Annotated in this window: 15 protein-coding genes and 1 pseudogene; 4 read left to right on the top strand and 12 right to left on the bottom strand. The window is 61.5% G+C overall.

The window, feature by feature from the left end; genetic code table 11:
• The first annotated feature begins 1 nt into the window (after nucleotide 1).
• The 4 genes from ACYQ4W_RS03725 to ACYQ4W_RS03710 all read left to right on the top strand — a co-directional run bounded on the left by ACYQ4W_RS03725 (nucleotide 2) and on the right by ACYQ4W_RS03710 (nucleotide 2,048).
• Complete coding sequence (locus ACYQ4W_RS03725; protein WP_459852973.1) at nucleotides 2–520, top strand: hypothetical protein; 519 nt, start codon at nucleotides 2–4, stop codon at nucleotides 518–520.
• A 129-nt stretch (nucleotides 521–649) separates the two neighbouring features.
• Nucleotides 650–1,030 (top strand): hypothetical protein, encoded by a 381-nt coding sequence (locus ACYQ4W_RS03720; RefSeq protein WP_459852971.1) that lies wholly within the window; start codon nucleotides 650–652, stop codon nucleotides 1,028–1,030.
• 8 nt (nucleotides 1,031–1,038) lie between these two features.
• Complete coding sequence (locus ACYQ4W_RS03715) at nucleotides 1,039–1,518, top strand: hypothetical protein (protein ID WP_459852968.1); 480 nt, start codon at nucleotides 1,039–1,041, stop codon at nucleotides 1,516–1,518.
• A complete protein-coding gene (locus tag ACYQ4W_RS03710) occupies nucleotides 1,515–2,048 on the top strand; it encodes a phospholipase D family nuclease (RefSeq protein WP_459852965.1) in 534 nt (177 codons plus the stop codon). The genes ACYQ4W_RS03715 and ACYQ4W_RS03710 overlap by 4 nt, the downstream gene beginning before the upstream one ends.
• Before the next feature lie 73 nt (nucleotides 2,049–2,121).
• Here the strand turns inward: ACYQ4W_RS03710 and ACYQ4W_RS03705 are convergent, their stop codons facing one another.
• From ACYQ4W_RS03705 to ACYQ4W_RS03650, 12 genes and pseudogenes are all read right to left on the bottom strand, one after another.
• The gene (locus ACYQ4W_RS03705) at nucleotides 2,122–2,355 is read right to left on the bottom strand and encodes a TraR/DksA C4-type zinc finger protein (protein ID WP_459852963.1); all 234 of its coding nucleotides are present in this window, start codon (nucleotides 2,353–2,355) and stop codon (nucleotides 2,122–2,124) included.
• Nucleotides 2,355–2,723, bottom strand: a complete 369-nt coding sequence (locus ACYQ4W_RS03700; protein ID WP_459852960.1) for a hypothetical protein — start codon at nucleotides 2,721–2,723, stop codon at nucleotides 2,355–2,357. The genes ACYQ4W_RS03705 and ACYQ4W_RS03700 overlap by 1 nt, the downstream gene beginning before the upstream one ends.
• A 9-nt stretch (nucleotides 2,724–2,732) precedes the next feature.
• The gene (locus ACYQ4W_RS03695; protein WP_459852958.1) at nucleotides 2,733–4,199 is read right to left on the bottom strand and encodes a glycine-rich domain-containing protein; all 1,467 of its coding nucleotides are present in this window, start codon (nucleotides 4,197–4,199) and stop codon (nucleotides 2,733–2,735) included.
• Between the two features lie 9 nt (nucleotides 4,200–4,208).
• On the bottom strand, nucleotides 4,209–8,024 hold the full coding sequence (locus ACYQ4W_RS03690) for a phage tail protein (protein WP_459852955.1): 3,816 nt from the start codon (nucleotides 8,022–8,024) through the stop codon (nucleotides 4,209–4,211).
• Entirely contained in the window at nucleotides 8,024–8,461 is a 438-nt protein-coding gene (locus ACYQ4W_RS03685) for a DUF6950 family protein (protein WP_459852952.1), read from the bottom strand. Before ACYQ4W_RS03685 ends, ACYQ4W_RS03690 begins: the two co-directional genes overlap by 1 nt.
• On the bottom strand, nucleotides 8,458–9,036 hold the full coding sequence (locus ACYQ4W_RS03680) for a hypothetical protein (RefSeq protein ID WP_459852950.1): 579 nt from the start codon (nucleotides 9,034–9,036) through the stop codon (nucleotides 8,458–8,460). Before ACYQ4W_RS03680 ends, ACYQ4W_RS03685 begins: the two co-directional genes overlap by 4 nt.
• Nucleotides 9,033–9,659 (bottom strand): hypothetical protein, encoded by a 627-nt coding sequence (locus tag ACYQ4W_RS03675; RefSeq protein WP_459852948.1) that lies wholly within the window; start codon nucleotides 9,657–9,659, stop codon nucleotides 9,033–9,035. The genes ACYQ4W_RS03680 and ACYQ4W_RS03675 overlap by 4 nt, the downstream gene beginning before the upstream one ends.
• On the bottom strand, nucleotides 9,659–12,394 hold the full coding sequence (locus ACYQ4W_RS03670) for a phage tail tape measure C-terminal domain-containing protein (RefSeq protein ID WP_459852946.1): 2,736 nt from the start codon (nucleotides 12,392–12,394) through the stop codon (nucleotides 9,659–9,661). The genes ACYQ4W_RS03675 and ACYQ4W_RS03670 overlap by 1 nt, the downstream gene beginning before the upstream one ends.
• A gap of 1 nt (nucleotide 12,395) precedes the next feature.
• Nucleotides 12,396–12,614: pseudogene (locus tag ACYQ4W_RS03665) on the bottom strand (DUF1799 domain-containing protein); the annotation flags it as partial.
• A 92-nt stretch (nucleotides 12,615–12,706) separates the two neighbouring features.
• The gene (locus ACYQ4W_RS03660) at nucleotides 12,707–13,009 is read right to left on the bottom strand and encodes a hypothetical protein (RefSeq protein WP_459852944.1); all 303 of its coding nucleotides are present in this window, start codon (nucleotides 13,007–13,009) and stop codon (nucleotides 12,707–12,709) included.
• A 3-nt stretch (nucleotides 13,010–13,012) separates the two neighbouring features.
• Nucleotides 13,013–14,443 carry a phage tail tube protein gene (locus tag ACYQ4W_RS03655; RefSeq protein WP_459852942.1) on the bottom strand — a complete coding sequence of 477 codons (1,431 nt, stop codon included), beginning with the start codon at nucleotides 14,441–14,443 and terminating at the stop codon, nucleotides 13,013–13,015.
• 12 nt (nucleotides 14,444–14,455) lie between these two features.
• Nucleotides 14,456–14,905 carry a hypothetical protein gene (locus ACYQ4W_RS03650; RefSeq protein ID WP_459852940.1) on the bottom strand — a complete coding sequence of 150 codons (450 nt, stop codon included), beginning with the start codon at nucleotides 14,903–14,905 and terminating at the stop codon, nucleotides 14,456–14,458.
• Nucleotides 14,906–14,911 lie beyond the last annotated feature (6 nt).

Here is a 14,911-nt window from a genome sequence, read left to right as displayed (position 1 = left end):
GATGGAATTTGTCATCATCTGGATCTTATGCGGCATCGCCGCCGCTTACATAGCCAGCAAAAAGGGCAAAGACGGCGGAATGTGGTTCTTGCTCGGCATCCTGCTCGGGCCGTTTGCTCTCATCATGATTGGTCTTTCACCAGCTGATCCGCAAAAGACCGATCGCCGCAAGTCATTCCATATCGCTAAGAGTACCCGCATCGACAAAGCCGTCGCCTTCTTCCTCGCACCAATATTCGTCTATGCTGCGGCCATGTTCCTTGTCCCACAAGAAATCATGGTCAAGGCGCATCTCCCCATAACGATAGGTATCTTCGCCATAACTTGGCTTTTGCTGTGGCGCCCGCTTATGCGCGTCTCCAAGCCAGGGCAAGGGCCTGTCATCATACCTCAGCCTTTGACAAACCAAAGAGTTTGTCCATTCTGCGCCGAGGACATCAAAAGCGAAGCCATTGTGTGCAAGCACTGCGGACGTGATATCCCGGCGGTGCAAGCCCCTATCGAGAGCGGTCAAAGTTAGATTCCCATTGATCCGGACGGACCGTGTTCACGGACGGCTACGACTCAACCTGGACTTTTGATTTAGCAAAATAAAATCACCGGAGGAATTGCGATGTCTCGGACTTGTCTTTTAATCCTTGCCATCTGTATGCTTGCCGCCATCCAGGGCTGTGCCACAAAGACCTACGGCCGCCAGGGTGATGTGACCACATACGAAAAAGATTCCCTGACCTGCCGTGAAATCGACATTGAAATCGCCAAGACAAACGGCTTCATCACGACCGTAAATAAAGAAAGCGAATTCAGCGGCCGCGATGTTCTGGCCATCCTCGGAGACTTTGGCATTGGCAACTCGCTGGAGCGCAGCGCCGCGCTCGAAAGCGCCAATACCCGACGTGAAAAGCTCGAAGCGCTGCGCGGAACCAAGAACTGCGCTGCGCAGGTCCAGGGCAAAAGCCCGGAGGCTCCTGCCCTTCAGACCGTGCAGGCAAGCCAGCAGGCCACGGTTCCAGACAACACAAAGCCTTGAGATAGCCTATGGAATTTTTCATATTCTGGATCATTTGCGGCATCGCGGCATCATATGTTGCTGGGCAGAAAGGCAAATCCTCTGGGGCATGGTTTGTGGTCGGTATCTTTCTTGGCCCCATCGCCTTGCTCATGGTCGGTCTTTCTCCCGCCGCCCCGGCCAAAGAAACCCAAAGCGCAGCATACACCCGGGTTGAACCGGCGCAACGCAAATGCCCCTTTTGTGCGGAAGAAATAAAGTTTGAGGCCATTGTCTGCAAGCACTGCGGCCGTGATTTGCCTGTGAGTGATGATCTTGCGGGCACACAAGATAGGCTGCCTCCCAAGGAACGGATCCTCTACATGCATTATTTGGAGGTGCGGGCTCAACTCGGTCCTCAAGCTTCTAATGCAGCCATCCAAGCCCAAATGGAAAAAAGAGGCTGCGGCTCTCAAGACATATCGCTGCTCCTCCGGCGAATTGAAAATTCAGATTTCAATTTCCAATGAGATATCATACTTTCATTTTAAGTATTATACTAGCATCTTACATTGTTTTACCCTCACCGGCCCAAGCCTTTGACCTCACGCTCCCCCCTACTCCCACATCGGTCTACTTTTCGCCCCGTGGCGGCGCGCAAGACGCGCTGATCCATCGCATCGACCAAGCCCAACGCAGCATTTACGTGCTCGCTTACAGCTTCACCAGTCGCCCCATTGTGGAGGCTCTGGCCAAGGCCGCCCTGCGCGGTGTGCACGTGGAGGCGATCCTCGACCGCTCCCAGCGCACGGCCAAGGGCGGGCAAGGGCAAGCCCTGGTCGATGCCGGCGCCACGGTCTACGTCGACGCGCGGCATGCCATCGCCCACAACAAGGTGATGGTCATCGACGGCCGCACATTGGTGACGGGCAGCTTTAACTTCACGGCCGGGGCCGAAGAGCGAAATGCCGAGAACCTGCTGATTCTCGACTCGCCGGAGCTGGCCAGGCTGTATGGAGAGGAGTGGGAGAAACACCGCGGGCATGCGGAGGGGTGGTAAAAAAGGGGCGACCCTTGCCGCCCCTCCGGCGCGCATCCCGTGACCCGAGGCGCACGCCTTGCCTGATTGCTCTTTACGCGCGGTCGAACCGCCTTCGCAAGTCCTCTTCCTCCGCGCACGTGATGCACAGCCCCACGCCCGGCAGCGCGATGAGCCGAGCCGCAGGGATTGCCTCCTCGCACTCGCGGCAACAGGCCACGCTATCAATGTAGACAGGCCCGCGATCGGGCTGCGCCTTGGCCGAAGCCAAAGCCTCCGCGAGGAGACCGGCCTCTTGCACCTGAGCGAGATCCGCAGCGTCCGCCATTATGCAGCCACCTCCACCCACGCCTTGGCTGTCTCATCCCATATGTAAGCCTTGCCATCTGCCGGATACGGCACCGGCGCATCCCAAAGCCCTGCGGATTCATCAAGCCCCCACGAGGCATACGGCTTGGGCGGAATGAAAGCGTCGAGTGTTGCGTCGTAGGTAAATCCGATGCCCGCGAAATTCTTGCGCAGAGGAATGCCCCCATCTGGTTTTCCGTCGGGGCCGTAATGGACCCCACCATGGGTGTTGTAGCTGGTCTGAATCCACGATCCGGGCGAGGAGTCCACGAAGGTATCAAAAAAGGACGGCTCCGCGACAATCACCTGGACAACCACACCATCAAGGACTTTTGCAAAGTGACTCATAAGTGCTCCCTATGCGGTGAACGTATCGGATGTCGTGAAAGTGTGGATGGTGTACCCTCCGCTGGAAGTCACGACACCGCCAGTGCCTTTTTGTACGCCAGGGTAACGCAGGATGAGCACGCCAGATGCGCCAGATCCAAGCGTGCCTCCAGTAGAGTTGCCGCCGCCGCCGCTGCCTGTGTTCGCGGTGCCGTTTCCTCCGCTCCCGCCAGGGGCCGCGCCGGTGCCTCCGCCTCCTAAACCTCCAGCCCCCACAGTTCCGGAAGCGTTGTTGATGGCGCCACCGCCGCCAGCTGCATAGTTCGTGGCCGTGCCGGAGATAGACGAGGAGATCCCGGCGCCGCCGGCACCAGCCAGCAAAGAGGTTGCAGCGGCACCAGCCGCCGCAGAGCCGCCGCCGCCGCCGCCAGGATACACCGGCCCCGTCGTGTTGCCCGCGCCGCCTGCGTAGCCTTGACCCGCTGTGCCCGCGCCGCCTGCCGGGGACGCGCCATTGCCACCGCCACCGCCAGAGCCACCTGAGCGTGCGGCGGTTGGCCCAGCGCCAGCACCAGAACCTCCGCTGCCGCCGCCAACAGGAGCCAAAGAGTTGAATATTGAGGACGATCCCGACGTGGCGGCAACAGACGCTGTTGCCCCAACCCCACCGGCACCGATGACGACGGAAAATGCCGTCCCTGGGCTTACTGAAATGCTTCCTGCGAGATAACCACCAGCTCCTCCGCCGCCGCCATCGCCATAACCGCCGCCGCCGCCGCCAGAAATGAGGAGGTATTCGATTGTGTACTTCGCGTGGGTGGCGAAGGGGACCCAAGCGGTATTGACCGAATCATACCATTCCGGCTCCCCGGTTGTTGTGTTGAGCCGAAACATCCCCGCAGCGGGCGCAGCCGGGCGTTGTGCCGTTGTCCCCGCTGGCATCGTGGCCGCTCCGGTTGAAGATGTTTTTGTGACACAGCCAGCCTTTACGGCGCTTTGCGACGGAACTTTGGTGGAGCTATTCGCCGCGAACGTACTGTCCGTGTCCACCTCAATGCCAGCGCCCCCGCCCACGCGCTCGTCCGTGATTGCCGCGCCGGTAATGCTCGTCATGCCCACGGTGAGGGCCACGCGCGCCACTGGCAGCTTGCCGGACGGAATGGCCGGGGCAACCGGGCTGCTGGCCTCGGTGCCCGCCACGACGGAGGCAGCGCCCGTGACCTTGTCGATGACGACGCGGTCGATGCGCGGGTTCGCCGCGGGGGCGGTGATCGTGCCGGAACTTTGCGCGGCCACTTCCGTCAGGTTTGTGCCGTCAAAGAACTGCCCGGCCGCCAGGGCTACGGTCATGTTCGGTGTGGCCTGGGCATAGGGCGCGAAAGCGAAATCAATACGCGCGCCAGCGCTGATAGCGTGGCCGATGTTTACCGCAAAGCCGGTTCCATCGCTCTCATAGTTAGGAATGACCGGTGTTGTGGCCGGGGAAATGCCGCTCATAGATGCTCCTTATGCTCCGGTTGTTTTCCAGCCAAAGGGGCCACCCACGTCCGCTTGCGTGGCGGGCAGCTTCATGATGACGGTCATGCCTTCGGCGTCCAGGTTGGTGTATGTCGGGTTGAGCGCCGTGGCGGATTGGTTCGTCAACTCCACGTAGGGCACGCGGTTATGCGGCTTGGCAAAGGTGACGCGCGTGCCGCCCACCGCAGCAACGCCGCTGCCGTATTGGGTAAAGGGCTCCGCGTCTGCGGTGACCGTGAGCCCGGTGAGCACGCCGACGCCGGCGCTCAAATCGAGCACGGCCCGCATCTTTGCATAGCGGCCGTTCATCTGGCCGATGAGCCAGGCCGAGAACGCCCCATACGATCCGCCCGCGCTGCGCTGGGCCAGCTGCGTGCTCACCCCCGGCGCGGCGCGGCCCGGCCCGGCCACAGCGAGGGGCTGCCCCCAAATGCGCACGGTGGTCGACTCCACCCCGGAATCTATTTCCGGTGTCTCGTACCAGCATTCCGTCACAGGATCGGGCACGAAGGTGGTAAAGAGCGCCGTGCCCAGTTCCTGCGCGCTCTTCTGGCTGCGCGGCAACAGGTGGCCGGTGAGTTCATTCAGCACCAGCCCTGTGCGGACGCCGGGCCATGTGGGATACTGGGACGCGGTGATGATGACATCGCCCGCGCTGCCGATGGTGATGTCGCACATCGCCACACCGGTGCTCAGGTTGCCGCTGGTGTCCACGGACTTGGCCCCGATGGTCCAGTCGCCCGGGGGAATGGCCAGCGTGGTGAGCAAGGTGGATTGCATGAGCTTGGTGAGGATGTTGCTGGTCGACCAGTCGAAGGCGCCCTTGGCCGCGTAGCCCACGCGGTATCCGGCCAGGTCCGCGTCGCTGACGCCCACAAGCTGGATTGTGGTGCTGGATCCGTTCTGTTGCGCGCTGATGGACGGGATGTCGGTGGGCGGCGCGCTCTTGCCGAGCACCACATGGCCAAGCACCGTGAGCCACGCGCTGACGGCGGTGAACCCATTCACCCCGCGGATGCGCACGTCGTAGGCAATGCCGTCCTCAACATCGGTGAGGTAGGCCACGGCATCATCGCCCGGCACGCGCAGGGCTGTGGCCCAGACCTCGTCTGCGCTCTTTTTGAGCTGCACCTCTATGGTGCCGCCAGAAAGCACGTAGGCGTCCGCAGGGGGCGTCCAGGAGGCCTTGATGCGTGTCTGCACCGTGCCGTCGCCGCGCACCGCCAGCACGTTCGTGCCGCTTTCCAGCGTCAGAGCCGTGGGCGCAACAACATCCCAAGGGCTGGCCAAGCTGGTATTGGGCGCATAGTCGGCATGGGCGGCCATGTCCGGCGTCCAGTTGCTGGACTCGGGCGCGTATTCCTTCAGCGTCAGGTCGACGCCCATATCGTCGGATTGCTTCCAGGCGGTGACCCGGAACAGCTTGGCATCCCAGCCCAGGGCATCCTTGAAATTCAGCCGCCCCACGTCCCAGGGGGCGATGCTGATGGTCGACCGTGCGCCAGCCGTCAGGCGCGCCGGAAAGTCGACGGTAATGCCCTGCCGGGCCTCTTGCAGCATCAGCCACATGAGCCGCTGCCCGCGCATGCTGTCCGTCGTGAAGGTGAACTCAACATCCTTGAAGATCTGCTCGCCGCCGTCCTCGGCCTGGTATTGGTCGCTCACCACAGGGGGCAAGTCGGACGCCTCCCACAGCTGCGTAGGGTCGACGAACGTGCCGCGCACCGCGTTGTACACGTCCTGTTTGGATGGCTGGGCCTGCACGGTCAGAGTATCGCGCAGATCTGAAGGGGAAAGGTCGAAGCTGGGAATGGTGACTCCGGCCGAGTGCAGGCGGTATGCGCCCTGGACATAAGGGATCACCCCACCGCCGGCAGTGAGCAGCTTCTCGACATTGTCGAGCGGCTTGTTGGCCAAATCCAGCTGGCCGTTGACCGTGTAACGTGGCTGGCTCACCCGCGCCATGGTGAGACTTGCGCCGGCATCGGCCAGCAACAAGGGAGAAAGGGCAATGGCGGCGTCATGCGTGGCCGCAATGCGCCCGGTGGAATTGGTGACGCGGATCCAATAATACGTGGTGTGCAAAGCCAGGCCCGTGGGCGCAGCGCCTTCGCAGAACTGAACGCCATCGCCCGTGGCCCAGCCGAACTGCGGGGATATTGCGTCCTGATCCGCATCGTCGCTGGAATCATCATCGCGCGGCACATTGTCCGAAAGCGTGATGATATTCGTCGGGTTCGAGCTGACCGTCACCACATTGGCGATGGTGTGCGCACCGGTGCCCGTGGTTGCGATATCAAGGGCCGTGCCTGCGGTTGCCGCGTCAGCACTCGCGGCCAGCTTGCCCGTGGTCGCGCTGATCCGGATCCAGAAATAATCAGTGGCCGCGTCGAGGGGTGCAGTCACCTGCTCATAAAAACCGGGGTAGTCTCCGCCGTCGCGATACACGGAAGTTGTCGCAGAAGGCAAAACGCCGGTGCTGGTGAGACGCACCTTTTTGCCAGTGGCCCAATAGACCCCAGCGGAAAGTGTCAAGACATCCGTATCAACGCTGGCGCTGAAAGTGGCGGATTGCTGCAAATCACCAGCATCCACCGTGCAGGAGAGCGCGGCGGAAAGCGTCAGCGTGCCGGTTCCGGAGCTCGTCAGATCAATGCCGAGGCCATAAACGGCGTCCTCTTTCGTCTTGGCCAGCATGCCCGTGGTCGGCGTCAAGCGCACCCAGGCATACGACGTTCCGGCCGTCACGCCGCCGGGCAAAGTTCCGGTGCTGGTCAGCCGCACCTGCAGGCCATTCTGCCAGGGGACGGCCGCGGAAAGCGTCAGCACGTCCGTGGCGGGATCCGCCGTGCAGATGGCCGTGGCGCCAAGGGGCACCTGCTCATCGCTGACATTGGCCGCGGCAATCCAGTAGGGGGCGTTTATCTCGGCCATGATAGCGTTGAGCCCGTCCGTGCAGAGCAGATAATCCAGCACGGCCAAGGCGAAGTTGTTGCTCCAGCGCAGCTTGCTCAGGCTGCCGCCGGTGCTTGCGGCCGCAACCGCCACATCCGCCCCGCTCACCTGGTCGGCCAGGGTGAGGCTGGTGGCGCTGGGCACGCTGGCCACGGTGTAGAACTTTTCAAGCGCCGCATGGTCGAGGACAAACACCTCATCCCCAACGGTCAAACCGTGGGCAGCGCTGGTGTGCAAAATTCCGGGCGCGCCCGCCGCCGTGCTGGCTATGGCGACAACAGGCAGACGAGGATCATACAGAGCCTTGCCCCGGATGACGCACTTGACGTTCTTGATGCCGTCCGGCCAGGCCGTGCTGTTGTACTTGAGGCGGGCATACACGTAGGCGATGCCCCGGCCGCGATGCGCTGTGGTCCAGCCGGAGACCTCGGACACAAGGTCCGCGTCCGCAGCCTGCAAAATGGATCCATCATGCGGGCTGACGCGGTTATAGCCGTTGATTCGCGAGGCCGTGGACAGCGTATCGTCGAACCATGTTTCCAAAAATTCCGTAATCCTGTGCGCCGCAAGCGGCACAACCAAGTGCAGATATTCCTTCGTGCCGCCCGTTGTCGTCTTGAGCACCAGGGGCCCGGAAACCATGGCTTCGCCATAGACTCTTTTCCGGCTCTCCACTGTGCTCTTGAGCGTGAGCTTATGGTCGGAGGGCGTATTGTTGCTGCCCTTCTTCGCGTTGGAGCCCATGAGCCCAGTCAGCAAAGACATGCCCAAGCTCATGGCGCCCGCACCTGGGCCGAAGATGGCGAATGTCACTGCTGCCTTGACCACGGCTCCGACAACGCTGCCCATCACACCCTCCAGGCGCGCAGCACGCGCTCAACCGGAACCATGGTCAAACCTTGCGGGCCCTGGGCGGCCATGAGCACGCCAACGCAGATGCCGACAGATTTCCCTTCAGGAGGGCACTCCGGCGTGCGCAGCAATACAGCATCGCCGCGTTGCGCCATCTTGGGCAATATTTCCGGCATGCGGTATTCGGCCGCGATCTTCTCGGCCAGGGCCTCCACACCGCCGCCGCAATACCGCCGCAAGCAGCGCTGCGCGCCGCGCGCAGTCATGTAGCGCCCGCGGAACTCGCTCGCCGGGTCAATGCCGGTCATGGCCAGGATGCAGTCGCCCACGAACAGACAACAATCAGCCGTGCCCCAATCGAACGGGCGCAGGCGCTCCGCCTCCACAACATGCGCAAGCCGCGCCGGCCAATCGGATACGCGCTGGAACCTCATGAGTTGCCCCACTTCAATTCTTTGTCGCAGGCTTGGGCGGTGAACTGGAAAAAGCGGTCGCCCGGGCAACGGTTTTGCTGCTCCGCATCGGTGTAGCGGCCGCCGCGCACGCGGTCCCAGTCGGCCAGGCGTGAGCCGATGGTCAGGTTGAGCTCGGCCGTTTGGCCGATCTTGAGGGGCATGACATCCATGCGGCCGGAGAACAGCAGCACGGGCGCGTCGATGATTGTATTGTCCGCATCCAGGAAGGCCCGCCATATGTAGGCCGGGCGGCCCTGGGGCGTTTCCGCAAGGGCGAGGGAGACGGCCTCAAGCGGGATGGCCGAAAGAGTACAGGTGACAGTGTAGGATTGCAGCTCGGTGCCGTCCTCCACGCCGGTAGCCTTGCCCAAGCCCATGAGCGTTTTCCACTGTTCGGCCGCGCCATCGCCGTCCAGGTCGTAAAAGACATCATAGGGCGCGCCGGTGATGCGCACGATGCCCGTGTCGAAGTCGAACCTGGCCAGGTCGAAGAAGCGGACCACCTCTTGCGCTGCGGCGGTATCGACCGCGCTTGATATATCGCGGCCGCTCATATCCAGCTCTCCGCGAATTCAAGGGTGACCGATCCCAAACGCATGTTGGTCAGGGCGAATTCTCCCTGGTCACCGTCCTTGAGCCGCATGGGGCAAACAGGATCCGCCACGGTTATGGATGCCCCATTATCCGGGCTGTTCCGCAAGGGGGGCTCAAACGTCAGCGTCGCCTTGCCAGCCGCGTCGCTCGCCACGTCGGCGGTGATGATCTTGAGTTCCGGCCCGCTCAAGGTGGGCACGCTGAAATAGTCGCCCACGCGCAGGATGTGGGCGGTGTTGGCAGTCCAGCCGCTGGTCGCCATGCTGCGTCCAAGCTGATCGGCGCCATAGACAATGGGCAGGCCCGTGGCCACGCCGCGCGGGGCCTCGCCATGCAGGGGCGAAAGCAGCACGCGCCCGGCCATGCCGCGCAGCTGGGCCAGGAAGGCATCCACCATGCGCCAGTCATCTTCGCGCATGTTTTGGTAGCCGACGCGAAACCACCAGCGCGCACCAGGAAGCTCCGCCGTCTGCTCGCTGCCATTCAACGGGCTTGTCCAGGTCTGCGTATTGGCGATGGTCCGCCAGCTCCAGGAGATCGGCCGCATTTTGAGGCTGGGCCAGGTAAGGCGCGTGATGGTCATTAGACGCCCCTCCTCAGGTCCTTGGCATACCGGCCCCCGCGCAAAGACTCAGCGCGGACAGAGGCCACGGCAGCGGCGGTTGCCTCCTTCTTGATGACGCCGGCATAGGCGCGCAAGCGCGTTTCCGCGCCGGTGTCCGCACCGCGGAAGTCGAAGGTCTGCGGAATGGTCACATTGAAATGGTTGACGGTCGATCCATCGGATGAGCCAGAGAGCATGTCGCTCAACTCCGTGTTGTTGTAGACATATCCGGAGCCGCTCAAATCCAACAGTTCCGGACCGTTCTCGCCCACAAGGTACTTGCCCCTTCCGGTTGGGCCGCCTCCAGCGAGCATGCCGTCCAAGCTGAAGAATCCTCCCACGGCATCATCCAACAACCCCAGCCCGCCACCGGCAGATGACAACGCGGAGAGTCCCCCGCCAGCGCTGAGTGCTGCGGCAGCACCCTCCAGGGACATTGCGGACATATCCAGCGCAAGTGCCGAGGCGTCCATGGCTACAGCTGCGGCATCAAGGGAGACAGAGGATGTTTCGATGGCGAGGGCCGAGGTATCGAGCGCAGCGGCAGAGGTTCCGAGGCTGACGGCGGACGCGGCGTCCCCGGCGGCATCACCCGTCTTACCGCCGAAGAACGAACCCAAGAGCTCCGACTTTGACAAGGCATCGGTCGCCAGTCCCATAAGTGGGCGGACGATTGTGGCGCGGGCAAACTCTCCGTTGAGTTGCTGGATCAACGTGCTGATGTTGACCTTCTTTCCCGACAACGCGTCAGTCAGGGCGTTCTCCACATCCTGGGCCGCATTCTTACCCATGGAGCTGAAGTTCTGCCACATATCCCTGGCGGAGGCGGAGTATTCGGTCAGGCCACGTCGCAAACCGTCCAGCCCATCGCCATTGGCTTGGGCTCTGGCTTTGTTCAGCTGCTCTTGCTTCAGCTTGCGTTCGGCTTCCGTGGAGGCGAGATCGCGCTCGATGGTGAGCACTTTTACCTGTGATTCGTAATATTCCTCGTTGTTTCCCGTCAGCTGTGCCAGCTCGCCGCGTTGCTGGGCAAGGGTCTTTTCCTGGTCTTTTCCGGCCCGAGCAACGGCCGCCTGCTCCTCGGCATCCCAGTCACCCTTGTACTGCTTGGTCTTGGGGTCTGCGCGCAGGGCGTCGTACTTGGCCTTGATGGCCGAGAGCTGCGCCTCATAGACGCCCTGCCCGGTGAAACCGGCCATGGTGGTCGTGTGCGAGGCATCGTGGGCCATCTTCTCCAGGCCGTCCTTGATGCCCGCCTGGATGTCTTTGAGGACATGGTTGACCTCAAGGCCAGCCATGCGGGCAAGCACAGCGACCTGAGTTTGATCCAAGGTTGCAGCGGCCTCTGGAGTCAGCCGGCCCTTCGTCGCCAGGGCTTTGCGCTCGTCTTGAACTTTTTGGAATTCCTTCAGGGATTCCATGTATTGCTTGTCGTATTCAGACTGGTTCTTCATGAGCTCGGCGCCGTAGGTGTCGCCAGCCAGAGTGAGTGTCAGCTCAGCATAGGTGTCCTGCACCTGCTGCAATGCGCTTTGAGCCTTCAGCGCCTCTTCGTGCAGGGCCTTAATGGCGTCCATGCCATGAGCTGTGTTTGTATCAGCCAGGGGGGCCTGCGTTTTCTTGGCCTTCGAATGGGAGTCCTCAGAACCCGAACCAGCCTTGTGCTCCTCGGCGGGATGCTGGCCAAACAGATCCAGCTTTTGCGACTGTTCCGCAAACCGCTTCCACGTTGCCTCAATTTTCGCAGACCGCTCTTCGATCGCCTTCCACAGCTCCGCGCCGCCATTCTTGGTGGCCATGTCCTTGAGCATGCCATAACCTTCCGCAGAGGTCGTGAGCGCTGCGCCCAAAAACAAGGCCCCTTGGGCTATTGTCTTTATGGATGCTCCAAGAACATTGATGGTTGTGGTGTAGTCACCGGCCTTTGCATTTTGGTCGAGAAATACGTCGCTCAGCGTTTCAAAGGTAGGCAACAGGCCGGTGGCGATGATGATCTTCACGCCCTCGATGCGGGCATGGAGCCGCTTAAAATTGTCGTCGACCTCTTCGGCCTGCTTGGCGATGTCACCGCCGATGACACCGCCAGAACCTTCGGCCTCCTTGAACATTTCCTTGAAGGCCTCAGATCCCTTATTGAGCATGGGGATCATGACCGCGCCGGATTTGCTAAACAGATTCATGGCCAAGGCTGTTTTCTTGGCCCCATCCTCATAGGTCATGAACTTATCGGCGATCTTCCCCAGGAAGGAGGGCATGTCATTCAGGCCCTGCTTTATGTCGCGCTGGGAGAAGCCCATAGCGATGAGGGAGGCGCGCACCTTGTTGCCGCCTGCGGCCATGCTGTCCATGCCCTCGGAAACGCCGCCAGCGGCTCCGGCCATGTTTTTGGACAGGCGCTCAACGGACTTGACCATGGATTCCTGGCTCACGTCCGCAAGCATGGCCACATAGCTGTACTTGGAGATCTCCTCCGAGGTCATGCCGACCTGCTGGCCCAGCTTGCCCATGTGGTCCATGTACTCAAAGGTCCCCTGAGTAAGCTCCTTAAGGGCCTCGGCACCCATGTAAGCGCCAAGGCCAAAGCTGGCGAAGGGGACGATATTCTCGAACTTCTCCACGGAGCGCACAAGGCTCTCATGGCTCAGCTCTATCTTGTGGAACACATCGGTCGCGAGATCCTTGGCGGAGACGATGATTTGTGTTTCAGCGCTCATCTCAATTCCTCGTTCTGTTGCGTTCTCGTATCTCGGCAAAGCGCCCGAGCTGGGCGGCCTCAAGCATGCGGATCATGTCGAAAAGACAGGGCGTCATCTGTATACCGAGCCATTTTGCAGAAACATCAACGGCTTGGTAGTCAAGCCCTGTGGCCCCGGAGAATCCAACGCGCCACTGTGTGCTCACGTTGATCCAAAGCTTCCAGACCGCCTTATTCCCCGGGAGGAGCTCCGGGCCCTTATTTTCCGGGCACTCGGAGCAATCCCCCGCTTCATCCTCCGCTGCCGTCTCTCGGCAAGAGCGGCAGTAGGCTACTCGGTCTGGGTCGGTGCGCCAGTCCCAGACCGCGAGGAGTTTTTTACGGCATCAGGGCCGTCGAAGTTCCAGCGGAAGGTGTCGTTGTACAGCGCAGTGGCATCGATCCTGGACTTGAAGGCGATCTCATAGACCGACTCCGGGTAATGATGCCGCAGGAAGTCTTCGACGTAATCGTCACCTTTCTTGTCCTGCACAGCCTTCAAGGCTTTTTGCGGGATCTCCTTCGACTCCTTCCAGGGGATGACCGCCAGCTCCACCACGAGGCCGCTTATAGGCAGTGTGATCTTGAGTCCCATGGCCTAGACCTCCAGGGTCTGCATCTCATTGCGCAGACGGATGACGATGGACGAATTCGCCGAATTGTTGGCGTAGAAACCCTGGTACTTGTGCTTTTCCAAAACGCCCTTAGGCCCGTCGATGGAAGGCGTGGCGCGCTCGTACACCAGTTCAGGCACATCGAACTGCAGCTGATAGCCCTCGCGCACGGCCAAGACGGTCAAGCTGCTGATGGTCGAGGCCACGGCCTTGTTCACCAGGTCGACGCCCTTGAACAGCGCTTCAAGATCGCCGTCGATCTTGAGCTCCCCTTCGTTGATGTCGCCGCGCTCGCCGGCCTTATCCGGCGTATTGATGGTGTAGGTGTCTCCGTCCAGGCCGAAGTCGATATTCAAGGTCAGCGTCTTCACCCGGTCGGAATACGCGATGCCTCCCTCAAACAGGGTGACGTGCTTCTGGCTGAACTTGTGGAGAGGAAGCGAAATCGCGGCAGCGTCATACGCTATCGAATCGTCATCTTCGCCCGCGCCCATGACGTCCATGGAGGCCTCGGTCGCACCTTCGCCGCCGAAGCTCAGCCCTAGCTTGCTGATGCGGATGCCCCGGCTCGCGTAGTAGCGGGGGATGCCGGGGAAGGCCTTCTCGACAACGATGCTCGGCATGGTGTCGAGAACCTTGAACACGCGATCCCAAAAGCCGCAGGTGGCTGTGACGGAACCAGCGGAAAATGTTTCCGCGCTGTAGGTGGCGGTAACCAGGAGCTCATCCGTGCTGGTGCCCCTCTGGACGATATAGGTGGCGTCAAAGTGGGTGGATCCCGAAACAACGATCTGCGCGCCTACGGGCAGACCATGAGCGGCGCAAGGCAAACCGACCTTGCCACCGCCGGCATCACGCACGGCGCCCACAAGGTGGAGCTGGCGAGCAAGCGTCACGCTCACCGTGCCCAGAAAGGTCTCCGCTGCATAAGTCTTGGCGATGACCAGCTCGTTGGTGCTGGTTCCGGCCGAAAGGACATAGGCGCCATCGTAGTGGGTGGAGCCCGCCACAACGATGGGAGCGCCCACGGCCAAGCCGTGGCCGGTGCAAGGCAACCCAACCAGGCCATTCCCCTTGTCCACCGCGGCCGTGGCATCCAGATGCACGGCGGGCACGGCGGTGGTGGTCACGGGCGCGCCGAACATGGCCTTGAGATGCAAGCCAAAGCTATGGGCATCCACCGGGACCTTGAGCGCCCCGGAAACGTCGACGTTGCCCACGTCCGGCTGCACGGAGTCGCGCCGTCCGGTGAGCGTGGCATCGGCCACAAGCTTGGCCGAAGCGCTGATGGCGTTGGACTTGATGGGGACGCGGAACCCCTTGCGAGATCCGGCCGCGGGCGGAGAGTTAAACGAGGTCTCGAAATCGATGACCGCCGTGCCCTTGAAGCCTTTTTCTTGCCGCTGCACAGTCATGGTGGTGTCCTCCTAGTCCGCGCCGATGGTGCGGTCTTGTTCGACGATGTAAAAACAATGCCTCTCAAAATAATGGGGGCCGGGTTGCGCAGACGTGGCGTGCCAACGCGAGGGCGGGAAATCCGTCTGTTCCAAAGCGGAGCGCACAATCTTCTCAAGCTGGTTCATAGTCTCAGGGCCCCGGATCACCGTATTGTTCCCGATCTTCGTCACGCTCTTATCCATGATGCCCATGAAGATGAGGACCGTGGATTCAGCCTGAACCGTTTCGAAACCGCCCTTGTCCTCTACGGAGATGAGCGCCAGATACGGGGCGACCTGCTCCCCAGGAAGATCCTCCATGACCGCGCCCAGAAAAATGCTGAGATTTTTATGGAAAGCGTTCTGGCAAAAGGCGTTCAGGTCCGGGTCCGCCGTCAGGGCTTGATTCCAAATTTTTGCGATATCGTAGGACTCCTGCATGGCATC

The sequence above is a fragment of the Humidesulfovibrio idahonensis genome (genome assembly GCF_054657715.1).
The sequence above is the reverse complement of the archived record's forward strand: the minus strand, read 5'-3'. Positions and strand labels throughout refer to the sequence as shown.

Excerpts from the sequence above, each read along its gene's own strand:
- ACYQ4W_RS03720 (WP_459852971.1), top strand. The coding sequence starts at position 650 with ATGCTTGCCGCCATCCAGGGCTGTGCCACAAAGACCTACGGCCGCCAG.
- ACYQ4W_RS03710 (WP_459852965.1), top strand. The coding sequence starts at position 1,515 with ATGAGATATCATACTTTCATTTTAAGTATTATACTAGCATCTTACATT.
- ACYQ4W_RS03680 (WP_459852950.1), bottom strand. The coding sequence starts at position 9,036 with ATGAGCGGCCGCGATATATCAAGCGCGGTCGATACCGCCGCAGCGCAA.
- ACYQ4W_RS03655 (WP_459852942.1), bottom strand. The coding sequence starts at position 14,443 with ATGACTGTGCAGCGGCAAGAAAAAGGCTTCAAGGGCACGGCGGTCATC.
- ACYQ4W_RS03705 (WP_459852963.1), bottom strand. The coding sequence starts at position 2,355 with ATGGCGGACGCTGCGGATCTCGCTCAGGTGCAAGAGGCCGGTCTCCTC.
- ACYQ4W_RS03685 (WP_459852952.1), bottom strand. The coding sequence starts at position 8,461 with ATGAGGTTCCAGCGCGTATCCGATTGGCCGGCGCGGCTTGCGCATGTT.
- ACYQ4W_RS03725 (WP_459852973.1), top strand. The coding sequence starts at position 2 with ATGGAATTTGTCATCATCTGGATCTTATGCGGCATCGCCGCCGCTTAC.
- ACYQ4W_RS03675 (WP_459852948.1), bottom strand. The coding sequence starts at position 9,659 with ATGACCATCACGCGCCTTACCTGGCCCAGCCTCAAAATGCGGCCGATC.
- ACYQ4W_RS03650 (WP_459852940.1), bottom strand. The coding sequence starts at position 14,905 with ATGCAGGAGTCCTACGATATCGCAAAAATTTGGAATCAAGCCCTGACG.
- ACYQ4W_RS03700 (WP_459852960.1), bottom strand. The coding sequence starts at position 2,723 with ATGAGTCACTTTGCAAAAGTCCTTGATGGTGTGGTTGTCCAGGTGATT.
- ACYQ4W_RS03690 (WP_459852955.1), bottom strand. The coding sequence starts at position 8,024 with ATGGGCAGCGTTGTCGGAGCCGTGGTCAAGGCAGCAGTGACATTCGCC.
- ACYQ4W_RS03715 (WP_459852968.1), top strand. The coding sequence starts at position 1,039 with ATGGAATTTTTCATATTCTGGATCATTTGCGGCATCGCGGCATCATAT.
- ACYQ4W_RS03670 (WP_459852946.1), bottom strand. The coding sequence starts at position 12,394 with ATGAGCGCTGAAACACAAATCATCGTCTCCGCCAAGGATCTCGCGACC.
- ACYQ4W_RS03660 (WP_459852944.1), bottom strand. The coding sequence starts at position 13,009 with ATGGGACTCAAGATCACACTGCCTATAAGCGGCCTCGTGGTGGAGCTG.
- ACYQ4W_RS03695 (WP_459852958.1), bottom strand. The coding sequence starts at position 4,199 with ATGAGCGGCATTTCCCCGGCCACAACACCGGTCATTCCTAACTATGAG.